The organism is Shewanella gaetbuli (genome assembly GCF_023284065.1).
Lineage (GTDB): Bacteria > Pseudomonadota > Gammaproteobacteria > Enterobacterales > Shewanellaceae > Shewanella > Shewanella gaetbuli.
This window is the reverse complement of the sequence record NZ_JAKIKP010000002.1, coordinates 462,725-474,916: the sequence shown is the minus strand read 5'-3', so window position 1 is coordinate 474,916 and position 12,192 is coordinate 462,725. Positions and strand designations below refer to the sequence as shown.

Sequence of the window (12,192 nt, the reverse complement as noted above, 5' to 3'; positions counted from 1 at the left end):
ACTCCTAAGATGGGCAATCATTTACCTCACAAGCGTGAGGCTATTGGTTTACTGAGCAATGCTCTGCTCTTATTGATCAACAATGTTATTTAGCAACAATGTTTAGCAGCTTGCCAGGAATATAAATCACTTTACGAATGGTGAGTCCGTCAGAATGTTTCTGTACATGCTCGTCTTCCATTGCCAAGGCTTGCACTTGCTCTTGCGTTGCGTCAGCGGCAACCGTGATTTTAGCGCGTAATTTACCGTTGATTTGTACAATAATTAATTTACTGTCTTCAACTAGTGCGCTTTCGTCCACTTCAGGCCAACGGCTATCTTCAATGTTGTTTTCGTTACCTAACTCTTTCCATAAGCTAAAGCAAATGTGCGGCACAATTGGGTAAAGTAAACGAGTAATAGCAGATAATGCTTCAGCCATCAATGCACGGTCTTGAGCTGACTCTTGAGGTGCTTTTAATAGATGGTTCATCAATTCCATTACCGCAGCAATAGCGGTGTTGAACATTTGACGACGGCCTATATCATCACTCACTTTAGCAATGGTTTTGTGTAGCTCACGACGAAGAGCTTTTTGGTCGGCCGTTAACGATTTAACGTCAAGGGCTTCAGTTGCCCCAGCACTAATGTGATCGTTAGCCAATTTCCATAAACGTTTAATAAAGCGATGTGCGCCTTCAACGCCAGACTCTTGCCACTCAAGCGTTAACTCTGGTGGTGAAGCAAACATCATAAATAAACGTACTGTGTCTGCGCCGTATTTCTCAACCATGACCTGTGGGTCAATACCGTTGTTTTTAGACTTCGACATTTTGCTCATGCCTGTGTAAACCAGCTCATTTCCGTTTTTATCAACTGCTTTGGTAACACGGCCTTTGTCGTCTTTTTCTAACTCAGCAACATCTAATGGCGATACCCACACGCGAGCACCTTTTTCATTGATGTAGTAGTAAGCGTCGGCTAATACCATACCTTGAGTCAGCAATTGTTTCGCAGGCTCATTAGAGTTAACTAAGTCCATATCGCGTAACAATTTGTGGAAGAAACGGAAGTACAATAAATGCATACAAGCGTGTTCGATACCACCAATGTATTGGTCTACAGGTAGCCAATAGTTAGCTTTAGCTGAGTCAAGCATTTGGTCTGCATGCGGGCTACAGTAGCGAGCGTAATACCAAGATGACTCCATAAAGGTGTCAAAGGTGTCGGTTTCACGTAATGCCGCTTGGCCGTTTACCGTGGTTTTAGCCCACTCTTTGTCAGCCTTAATAGGGCTTTGGATACCGTCCATAACCACATCTTCTGGCAGAATGACAGGAAGTTGGTCTTCAGGAGTAGGCATTACCGTGCCATCTTCTAAGGTGACCATTGGGATTGGTGCGCCCCAGTAACGTTGACGAGAAACACCCCAGTCGCGTAAGCGGAAGTTAACTTGGCGTTTGCCTTTACCTTCTGCTGATAATTTTGCGTCAATGGCATCAAATGCCGCTTGGAAGTCTAGACCGTCAAACTCGCCTGAGTTAAATAACACGCCTTTTTCAGTATATGCTTCTTTGCTGATATCCAGCTCTGCATCAGCAGGCTTGATAACGGCTTCAATAGCAAGACCGAATTTTTGGGCAAACTCATAGTCACGTTGATCGTGAGCGGGTACTGACATTACCGCGCCAGTGCCGTAATTCATCAATACAAAGTTAGCTACCCAAATAGGGACTAATTTACCACTAATAGGATGAACAGCATTTAAGCCTGTCGCAACGCCTTTTTTCTCCATTGAAGCCATCGCTGCTTCAGTGGTATCGGCATTTTTACATTCTTCTAAAAATGCCGTTAATTCTGGGTTGTTTTCAGCGGCTTGAATCGCTAAAGGGTGACCCGCTGCGATAGCAACATAAGTCACACCCATTACTGTGTCTGGACGGGTGGTGTAGATATCGAAGCTTTGCTCACTGTTTTCCACTTGGAAGGTCATTTCAATACCTTCGCTACGGCCAATCCAGTTACGCTGCATGGCTTTAACCTGTTCAGGCCAGCCGTCTAGTGTATCGATATCGTTAAGTAATTCTTCAGCATAGTCAGTGATTTTAATGAACCACTGTGGAATTTCTTTTTGCACGACCTCAGTGTCACAGCGCCAGCAACAGCCGTCTTGTACTTGCTCGTTCGCCAGTACGGTTTCGTCATTTGGACACCAGTTTACTGAAGCGGTTTTTTTGTAGACTAGGCCTTTTTCATAAAGCTTGCTGAAAAACCATTGCTCCCAACGGTAGTACTCAGGAGTACACGTGGCAATTTCACGGCTCCAATCATAACCAAAGCCTAGTAATTTAAGCTGGTTTTTCATGTACTCAATATTTTCATAAGTCCAAGGTGCTGGAGAGGTCTTGTTATTGATCGCCGCATTTTCAGCCGGTAAGCCGAATGAATCCCAACCAATGGGTTGTAGAACATTTTTTCCTTGTAAACGTTGGTAACGAGCAACAACATCACCTATGGTGTAGTTACGCACGTGGCCCATATGAAGTCGACCTGATGGGTACGGGAACATTGAGAGACAGTAATACTTCTCTTTGCTCTCGTCTTCAGTGACTTCGAAAGTTTTTTGGTCTTGCCAGTGCTTTTGCACTAAAGCTTCAATCTCTAAGGGATTATATTGTTCTTGCATCAATCTATTTCCGGCCAAGCCGCCCGTTGTTGGATTTGCGCATAATGTTTGATCTAACGCGCATTCGTGTGATGAATAACTGCATAGAATAAACTAGAAGTGATGCTTTAAAAAGGTTCGTCTTAAGGAGTATTCAATATGAGTGGAAGAAGTTCAGCATTATTAGACTTATATCAATCATTATTTGAACAAGTAAAGTTGCAGTTTGAGGGTGATAACTCATTGACTGCTAAAAGTTTGTTTAAATCGGTCACCGAAGGAAAAAACTATTTACAGCTGAAGAAAAAGGCTGATGAACAAGAGTTAGCTTTAGTAGAAGAATTTTTAAAGCGTGACATTGCTAACTTTTTAAAAGCACAAACTGAAGATGATATCAGTTATAGCCCGACGGCAATCGCCATAGAAAATACTTTGTGGAATTGGTTAAGCGGTATCACTGATCGCAGCCAAGTTGAGTGGCATGAGTTACAACAAGATTTTAAACATCATGGCACTTATAAAGCGGGCGAGATTATTAATCAAGGTACGCTGATTTGTGATAATTGTGGTCATAGCATGCAAATTAACTTTCCGGGAGTGATTCCTGAGTGCCCAAGTTGTGACTCAGATGCATTTAGCCGAGAAGCGTTAGCACCTTAATCGATCTTTATGTCAATCGGTTACCGCGGTTTTTGTCATCATTCTTGTGGATTTTTAAAGTCTAGTTGTTTTCAACGATAGCTTTAGCACTAAAGTTTCACAGGAGTGATGCTCATCTTACCCCAAAATATTTTCACCATTAGTTTGGTTGAATAATGACCTAACTCGCTAATTTATTTGGAGTTGTTTAAAGTATTCATTTAAAATTCGGTTATGCTTGAATGGGCTCATGCAATAGCTTATTTATCAATTTAACAAAATTATTAACCGATACTTATGAACCAAAAAGATTATTTAAAAATAGCGTTACTTGTTTCAGTTCCTTTGCTTATTTTGGTACTGATAATATGGGATTTAGGCTCATTTGATGCTGTGGTTAAAACCTATTTAGGTGTGGCGATATTGCTGCTGTTTTACAACTTTATCATTGGGGTCATTTTTTTTGTGGGCGAGCGGTTGTTTAAGCTATTTAAATGGTGCAAAGCCGCTTGGGAGCGAATGTCTGTAAAAAGCGCAGATTAACAGCCTGAAGATTCAATGCTCAACTGTGGCGGTGTTGTCTCATTAGCGGCTTGTACATAATGAAAGTAGCAGTTGTTATTAAGTACTTGACCACTTTCATCTATATCATAGCCAATGTAAGTATTAGCTATTCCTTGGTACTGTATGGTTAGCGCATCATCTAGTTCTATCCATTTTTCAATGTCGGTATTATCTAAGTATCCCCACTTTAAACGGGTTTCAAAAATACCGTCACCATCTAAATCGATATCAATTAAATCGTCTCTGTTGGGGACTTGTCTAACTTGTAGGCTAGTCATTTGTGACTTTGCATACACAAGAGTATTGGCGGTTTTAACCGATGATGAGATATTGTTTAGGGTTGATGCTCTGGCCTCGGAACTTAACCCAATAAACTTTGGTGCCGCAATAATAGCCAAAATGGCTAAAATAATAATCACCACTATCAGCTCAATTAAGGTAAACCCTTGCTGATTTTTAACGAACTTTAAAGTTTGAGGTTGGCTATTTAGCATGCTGACGTCGATGATGTATGGTTATTGATAATAATAGCAAAAATGCTGCTAAAAGCAGTAATGGTGTTTGGCCTATACGTTTAAACCAAGTGTCTCCTTGGTAAAGTTGAACCTCGCTGACTAGTACAGCGGTTTCAAATTGAGGCAGTACTTGTTCGATTTTACCATAAGGATTAACAATGGCCGTTACTCCGTTGTTGGTGGCCCTGAGTAAAGGCTTACCCATTTCAATTGCGCGCATTTGGGCTATTTCCATGTGCTGTAAAGGGCCGTTTGAGGAACCAAACCAAGCATCGTTAGATACGGTGAGTAATAAGTCTGTATCAGTGTGGGTGTTGGCGCGAACCTGTTCAGGAAAGACTATTTCATAACAAATGGCGGCAGATATTTTATAGCCAAGAGCAGATAAATTGGGCTGTACAAAGTCGCCCCGTTGAAACGAGCTCATTGGTAGATTAAAAAAGGGAGCGATAGGGCGAAGCAGTTGCTCGAATGGCACAAATTCACCTATCGGCAGTAGGTGATGCTTTCTAAATTCGTTTTGTCCACCAATTTGATAATCAGCACTATCTTGCTGCTTACTATGATGATTACCCAAGACAATTAATGAATTGTAAAAGTCGTGCTGGTGGCGACTGATAATGCCAGTAATAATGGCGGTATTATTTAGGTTAGCTACTTGGTTAGCGTTATATAAAAACTCTTCGACCATTGACTCAGGTGCCGGAATGGCAGCCTCCGGCCATACCACAAGATCAACACTATTTTGATCGTCAAAATGATCGCGTGTTAAATCCATAAACTTGAGCATAGTTGGCCATAGCGCATCGGGCTCCCATTTCATACTTTGGGCTATGTTACCTTGGACTAATGCTACCTTTATTGTCTTACCTGTAGGGCTGATTGGGTTCATATAGGGTGCAGCAAAGGTGAATGCAGTGAGTATGCTGAGGGTCATAATTAATGGGATGACCTTTTTCAAACTGGCTAACATTAATGCGCCAGCTACTGCAGCAATAACAAAGCTTAATCCCATTGCGCCAACAATACTTGCAAGCTCGCTTAATGGTCCATTAGTTTGGGTATATCCTGCCCAAAGCCAAGGAAAGCCTGTCATCACCCAACCTCGCAACCACTCGGTTAAAATCCACAACGAGGGGAATAGTGCAAGGTATTTAAATAAATAGATTTTGGCTGGTATTGGGTTTGTGGCTGTTAAGGGTAACAACTTATTCAGTAAATAACCGGCTAATGCGGGGTAAATGGCTAAATATAGAGCCAACAGTGCCATGAGCCCGATGGATACTGGTAAAGGCATACCTCCAAAGGTGTCCATGCTGACATGTACCCAGCTTATGCCTATAGCAAAGGTACCAAAACCAAAGCTTAACCAATATTTAAAGGCATATTTAGGGGCTAAAAATTGACTTTGCCAAAGTGCAAATGCCAATGCTATGGGCATGATGGGCCAAATGCCATAAGGCGCAAATGATAAAGCGGTGCTAGCACCTAAGGCAAATGCACTTAATAGACTAAAAAAATTTAGCTGAGAATGGGGATGTAATTTTGCTAGCACATCAAGCCTTTATTAGTGATATCAATGACAAGAGATAAGTGTGATGCTGATTATGCCACGTAGGCGGGTGATAAAAAAATATTAGCCATTAAAAAGCAGCAAAAATTAACTTTATCGCGTTAGCTCAGGTTAATTAATGCTGCTTAATCATGCTAGAAGACTATTCTTCTGTAGCGTCTACTTGGTCTGGGTCAGGCAGTTTTACGCGTAACTGAATGAGTCGGCGAGTATCGGCATTAGTGACTTTAAATTCGATATTATCAATCATAATGGTTTCGTTTCGCTCTGGTAGATGACCAAATGCATGGGAAACCAGTCCACCAACAGTATCAAACTCTTCATCGCTGAATTGAGTACCACAGGCTTCGTTAAAGTCGTCAATTTCGGTGAGGGCTTTAACAATAAATACCGTATTGCTGATTTTTTTGACTTCAGTATCTTCAACTGAACTGTGGTCAAATTCATCTTCAATTTCACCGACAATTTCTTCAAGAATATCTTCAATGGTCACCAGACCAGAAACACCGCCGTATTCATCAACTACAATAGCCATATGATAGCGTTGAGAACGGAATTCTTTGAGTAATACATCAACGCGTTTACTTTCAGGCACTACAACTGCTGGGCGAATAACTTGTGCCAATGAGAAAGGTTCTTCTGAATTTTTAAAGCCATATTTCAACAGGTCTTTAGCCAGTAAAATACCTTCAATATGGTCTTTGTCTTCATTTACAACAGGAAAACGAGAGTGGGCTGACTCAATAACAGTTTCAAGTAATTCATCAACTGAAGAGTCTATTTGCAGAGTAACAATTTGTGAACGTGGGATCATAATGTCACGTACACGAAGATCAGAGACTTCTAACACACCTTTGATCATTTCTCGTGTGTCTTCTGTAATCAGGTCGCGCTCTTCAGCACCAGAGATTACATCAACTAAATCTTCGCGGTTTTGAGGTTCGCCCTGGAATAATTGGTTAATTTTATCAAACCAGCTTTTCTTAGGGGCGCTTGTACTCGGGGGGATATCGTCACTCATAATATTTACCTAAATAAGTTTTAAGGTGTCAGTTAATTTTTTGGCCTTAAAGCTATTTATTTATGTTTCCTTATAGGGGTCTGAAAAACCTAAATGTTGAAGAAGTTGGGTCTCTAAAGATTCCATCTCTTCTGCTTCGTCTTCGATAATATGGTCATAACCTAGCAAATGCAAGCAACCATGTATCACCATATGAGCCCAATGGGCTTCTATGGGTTTATGTTGATCTTGAGCTTCTTTTTCAACAACCTCAACACAGATGATTAAATCACCAATTAAAGGTAGCTCAATTTCAGCGGGTGCTTCAAAAGGAAAAGACAACACGTTAGTGGGCTTATCTTTTCCTCGATATGTATGGTTTAGTTGCTGGCTTTCAAGGGCTTCAACTAAACGAATGGTCAGTTCTACCTCAGGCATAGACTTGCCAATGGCGGTACTGACCCATGTTTCAAATTGCGACTGACTCGGCAGAGACTGTGATTCAACGGCAATTTGTAAGTCTAAATTAACCTTGGGTGATGACATCATTAAGCGCTCTGGTCGTTTTGTGCTGGCAATAGTTTCTTTTGCTCGCGGTCTTGGTAGGCTTTTTCTTTAGCGGCCTTTTCAAGTTGTTCTTTTTGTTCAAACGACTCGTAGGCTTCAACAATGCGTGCCACAACAGGGTGGCGCACAACATCTTGGGCAACAAAGAAGTTAAAGCTAATTTCAGGCACTTCACTTAACACTTCAATAGCGTGTCTTAGACCAGATTTTTGGTGTCTGGGTAAGTCAATTTGGGTGATGTCGCCAGTGATCACTGCGCGAGAGTTAAACCCTATACGGGTCAGAAACATTTTCATTTGCTCGACAGTGGTATTCTGGCTTTCATCTAGAATGATAAAGGCATCATTTAAGGTTCTACCGCGCATATAAGCAAGTGGTGCGACTTCGATGACACTGCGTTCAATCAGTTTTTCAACCTTTTCAAAACCCATCATTTCAAATAATGCGTCATATAAAGGTCGTAAATAAGGGTCAACTTTTTGGCTTAAATCACCCGGTAAAAAACCCAGTTTTTCACCCGCTTCAACCGCGGGACGTGTAAGCAATATACGGCGAACTTCTTGACGTTCATAGGCATCAACTGCCGCTGCAACTGCTAGATAGGTTTTACCAGTTCCTGCCGGGCCAATACCAAAGCTGATATCGTGGCGAGCCACATTATGCATGTAGGTGCTTTGATTAGGTGTGCGAGGTTTAATGATTCCACGTTTCGTTTTTATGCTGATACCTGAATCATCAACACCAGAGTCGGCTTCTAAAGCAATGGCTTCTTGAATGGCTAAATGAACGACTTCTGGAGCTAAATCTGGCGTACTGCCTTTTACCGTTTGGGTTTCAATATATAACTGTTTCAACAGATTATTGGCGTTAAGGGCATTACGCGGTAAACCCACAATGGTAAATTGATTATTCTTGTGAATAATTTCTACCCCTAAACGGCGCTCTAGTTGTTTAATGTTGTCGTCAAATGGGCCGCATAGTGAAGCTAAACGGCGAGTATCTGAAGGTTCCAGATACACATTCATAGTGGTCACTTTAGTGGACAAATAAGGCTCCAATGGCAATGTTGTTTATTGAGTTCAGTGTACGATTCATACTAAACAAAATAAAGGTGGCAATGCCACCTTTATTGTTATTGATATTATACCCACCAATGTTGCAATAAGATCAACCCAATTGCAGGGTTGATATAGGGTGCAAATTGTTGAGGGGCATAAGCGATTAAGGCTTAAATTGTGTCACACCTAGGTCATCGTCTTGCTTATGTTTTGCCAGAATATCTGATGGACGTAAGCTACGACGTAAGTCCATTTCATCTTCACCGCGAACAAATTTTCCGCGTAAAGAGTTGGTGTAAACGTCAACAATTTCTACATCAACAAAACCACCAATAAACTTGTGCGGGGCTTCAAAGTTAACCACACGGTTGTTTTCGGTTCTGCCACGCAGTTCCATAGGGTTTTTAACCGATGGGCCTTCAACCAAAATACGTTGCACAGTGCCTAACATTTGACGACTGTAACGCATAGCCTGTTGAGTAATGCGGTCTTGTAAAATGGCCAGACGTTGCTTTTTCTCTTCGTCTGACACGTCATCAGGTAAGTCTGCTGCTGGCGTACCTGGACGAGCGCTGTAAATAAAGCTGAAGCTGTGGTCAAAGTTAACGTCTTCAATTAACTTCATGGTGTCAGCAAAATCTTGTTGAGTTTCACCAGGGAAGCCAATAATAAAGTCTGAACTGATTTGAATATCAGGACGTGCTTTACGTAAACGACGAATGATTGATTTGAACTCAATCGCCATGTGACCACGTTTCATTTGCGTTAAAATACGGTCTGAACCCGATTGAACGGGTAAGTGTAAGAAACTCACCAATTCAGGGGTGTCTTCGTATACGTCAATAATATCTTGAGTAAACTCAATTGGGTGGCTGGTGGTAAAGCGAATGCGGTCAATACCATCAATGCTGGCTACTAAACGTAATAACTCTGCAAAGGTGCAAATTTGGTCATCATGGGTTGCACCACGATAAGCATTAACGTTTTGCCCTAATAAGTTAACTTCACGTACACCTTGCTCAGCTAATTGTGCGACTTCTAAAATTACATCATCAACTGGGCGGCTGACCTCTTCACCACGGGTATAAGGTACAACACAGAAAGAGCAATACTTGCTGCAACCTTCCATAATGGATACAAACGCCGTTGGTCCTTCTGCACGTGGCTCAGGTAGACGGTCAAATTTTTCAATTTCTGGAAAGCTGACATCGATAACGGCTTTTTCGCCGCGATTAATTTGGTCAATCATTTCCGGAAGACGGTGTAGCGTCTGCGGGCCAAAAATAATGTCTACACATTGGGCACGATCTTTAATCGCCTTGCCCTCTTGAGAAGCCACGCAGCCGCCAACACCAATAATTAGATCGGGGTTTTTATCTTTTAAGGTTTTCCATCTGCCTAATTGATGGAAAACTTTCTCCTGTGCTTTTTCACGAATAGAGCAGGTATTAAGCAGTAATACATCTGCCTCACTTGCTTCTTCTGTCAAGGTATAGCCTTGATATTCGTCTAGTAAATCTGCCATTTTTGAAGAGTCATACTCATTCATTTGACAGCCCCAGGTTTTTATATGAAGTTTTTTACTCATCACTGCTCGCCGGTAAACCTATAGTAAAAATAGCGCGATATTTTACCTGTTGTCATGCCCTGTGGCTAGCATTTGTGCGAGTTTTACTTATATTACTTTGGTTGAGACAATACCCCTTCAAAAGGTAATGAATTAGCTTCATATTGATTTTGAGGCGTTTGTTGGCTGTTTAGAGCCATTTGAACTCCCCAACTATTGGCCATATCTTTAGATTGACTGCGAGCTTCAAAGACAATTTTCTGCTCAAGTTCGCGATTAAAGCCTGCCAACATTTCCGTGGTTCGTTGATATAGGGCATAATCAAACGCATTGCGGTAGGTTATGGTTATTGTTTCCATACTGGTCGTGTTTAGCTGTTGATTATCCCCCGTTTCAGCTTGGGTGTTGACAGAGAATAGGCCAGCGGTCAACAACATAGCCACAAGCCCTGGTTTATTGAATAAATTGCGGTTAACTTGATAACGTTTCATAACTTCCTCACTTTACGCAACAACAAAGTCGCGTAGTAACGTAGCCAACATTGGCTGGTGGAACAGGTGCGGTGTAGGCACCTTTTTTGATACGAACTTAAGTTAGACAATTCCAGTTTAGTCAAGGGTTGCGTGTAAATTATGTTGCCTTTGTAAGCAAGTGTGACAATAACCCCTTATAGCAATATTTGTTCATAATTTGGCCATGAATGACATGTTTGTACACACTTGGCTGAAGTGTTTTTTATCCAAGGAAGTCCCATGACTCAAAATCAACCCAATCTGCAAAACGTGGCATCAACATCTGATGCACAACATCAAGCTAAACATTTTGATGTGATCATTAATGGGGGGGGCATGGTGGGCGCTGCCGTTGCTGTCGGGTTAGGTGAATTAGGATTATCTGTGGCGGTTATTGATACTCGACCACCGCAACAATTTGAACCCAGCCAGCCACTGGATGTTAGAGTTTCTGCTATTAGTGTTGCTTCTGCGCAATTACTTGCAAGACTCGGGGTGATGGATAAGTTACTGGAATTACGTCATGTGCCTTATACCGGGCTGGAAACATGGGAATTAGAAGGCTGTATTACTCAGTTTCATGCTGAGCAAATAAATGAACCCTTATTAGGCTATTTTTTTGAAAATCGCTTAATTCAACTGTGTTTGTGGGACAAAATTGCCACCCTCGATAATGTGACACTGTTTTGCCCAACCAAGGTCAGCGAGTTTCAGCGCATTGCTGCTGATAGTCAAAACACCGCTAGAGTATTAGTTAAACTGGATAACGGTCAGCAGTTAACTGCACATTTATTAGTCGGTGCTGACGGGGCAAATTCACACGTTAGACAGTGGGCCGGAATAGGGGTTACAGGCTGGGACTATGCTCAGTCGGCTATGCTGATTAATATCGAAACTCAAACGCCACAGCAGACAGTCACTTGGCAGCAATTTACCCCCCAAGGCCCTAGAAGTTTACTGCCATTACCCGGTAATCATGCTTCATTGGTGTGGTATGACTCGCCCAGTCGAATTAAACAGTTAATGCAACTTAACTCGCTTCAATTAGCGGAACAAATAAGGCAGCACTTTCCTGCAAGACTTGATAGCAACTTTACCGTACTGGCTAAGGGGAGCTTCGGCTTAACCCGCCGCCATGCACAGCAATATTACCAAGATAATGTGGTGATTGTTGGTGATGCCGCCCACACAATTAATCCGTTAGCAGGGCAGGGCGTTAACATAGGCTTTAAAGATGTTGATCAACTGGTGAGCCAAATTGCCAAAGCGATGGGGAGTGGTGAAGTATGGTGGGATACCACTGTGCTCAAAAAATACCAACAAGCACGATATGGCGATAACTTATTAATGATGACGGCGATGGATGCTTTTTATAGTGGCTTTAGTAATAATCTTTTACCGCTTAAATTATTGCGTAATGGTGCATTAAAGCTGGCCAATATTGACAGCCCTATTAAGCAAAAAGTGCTTAAATATGCTCTTGGGTTAGGGTAAATGGTCAGTGGATGTTTAATGGGTGTTTGTTGACAGCGAGTTTGAGTGTTAAAATGCCG

11 protein-coding genes are annotated in these 12,192 nt (G+C 41.8%); 3 read left to right on the top strand and 8 right to left on the bottom strand.

What is annotated here, in order from left to right:
* Window positions 1-85: 85 nt before the first annotated feature.
* A complete protein-coding gene (gene leuS, locus L2672_RS04805; protein WP_248994684.1) occupies window positions 86-2,665 on the bottom strand; it encodes a leucine--tRNA ligase in 2,580 nt (859 codons plus the stop codon).
* 138 nt (window positions 2,666-2,803) lie between these two features.
* On the opposite strand from leuS, the gene L2672_RS04800 reads away from it, so the two are divergent.
* A complete protein-coding gene (locus L2672_RS04800) occupies window positions 2,804-3,304 on the top strand; it encodes a zinc ribbon-containing protein (RefSeq protein ID WP_248994683.1) in 501 nt (166 codons plus the stop codon).
* 276 nt (window positions 3,305-3,580) lie between these two features.
* Window positions 3,581-3,826 carry a hypothetical protein gene (locus tag L2672_RS04795; RefSeq protein ID WP_248994682.1) on the top strand — a complete coding sequence of 82 codons (246 nt, stop codon included), beginning with the start codon at window positions 3,581-3,583 and terminating at the stop codon, window positions 3,824-3,826.
* Here L2672_RS04795 and L2672_RS04790 read toward each other — a convergent pair.
* The 7 genes from L2672_RS04790 to L2672_RS04760 all read right to left on the bottom strand — a co-directional run bounded on the left by L2672_RS04790 (window position 3,823) and on the right by L2672_RS04760 (window position 10,618).
* Window positions 3,823-4,341, bottom strand: a complete 519-nt coding sequence (locus L2672_RS04790) for a prepilin-type N-terminal cleavage/methylation domain-containing protein (protein ID WP_248994681.1) — start codon at window positions 4,339-4,341, stop codon at window positions 3,823-3,825. The genes L2672_RS04795 and L2672_RS04790 overlap by 4 nt on opposite strands.
* Window positions 4,331-5,917: an apolipoprotein N-acyltransferase gene (lnt, locus tag L2672_RS04785; protein WP_248994680.1), complete on the bottom strand. Its 1,587-nt coding sequence runs from the start codon at window positions 5,915-5,917 to the stop codon at window positions 4,331-4,333. Before lnt ends, L2672_RS04790 begins: the two co-directional genes overlap by 11 nt.
* 160 nt (window positions 5,918-6,077) lie before the next feature.
* The gene (corC, locus tag L2672_RS04780) at window positions 6,078-6,956 is read right to left on the bottom strand and encodes a CNNM family magnesium/cobalt transport protein CorC (protein ID WP_248994679.1); all 879 of its coding nucleotides are present in this window, start codon (window positions 6,954-6,956) and stop codon (window positions 6,078-6,080) included.
* A gap of 60 nt (window positions 6,957-7,016) precedes the next feature.
* Window positions 7,017-7,481: an rRNA maturation RNase YbeY gene (ybeY, locus tag L2672_RS04775; RefSeq protein ID WP_248994742.1), complete on the bottom strand. Its 465-nt coding sequence runs from the start codon at window positions 7,479-7,481 to the stop codon at window positions 7,017-7,019.
* Window positions 7,482-7,483: 2 nt separating this feature from the next.
* On the bottom strand, window positions 7,484-8,548 hold the full coding sequence (locus L2672_RS04770) for a PhoH family protein (protein WP_248994678.1): 1,065 nt from the start codon (window positions 8,546-8,548) through the stop codon (window positions 7,484-7,486).
* A 175-nt stretch (window positions 8,549-8,723) separates the two neighbouring features.
* Complete coding sequence (gene miaB, locus L2672_RS04765) at window positions 8,724-10,148, bottom strand: tRNA (N6-isopentenyl adenosine(37)-C2)-methylthiotransferase MiaB (protein WP_248994677.1); 1,425 nt, start codon at window positions 10,146-10,148, stop codon at window positions 8,724-8,726.
* 92 nt (window positions 10,149-10,240) lie between these two features.
* A complete protein-coding gene (locus L2672_RS04760) occupies window positions 10,241-10,618 on the bottom strand; it encodes a hypothetical protein (RefSeq protein WP_248994676.1) in 378 nt (125 codons plus the stop codon).
* Window positions 10,619-10,879: 261 nt separating this feature from the next.
* Between L2672_RS04760 and L2672_RS04755 the strand changes: the two genes are divergently transcribed.
* A complete protein-coding gene (locus tag L2672_RS04755; protein WP_248994675.1) occupies window positions 10,880-12,133 on the top strand; it encodes an FAD-dependent monooxygenase in 1,254 nt (417 codons plus the stop codon).
* Window positions 12,134-12,192: the final 59 nt, after the last annotated feature.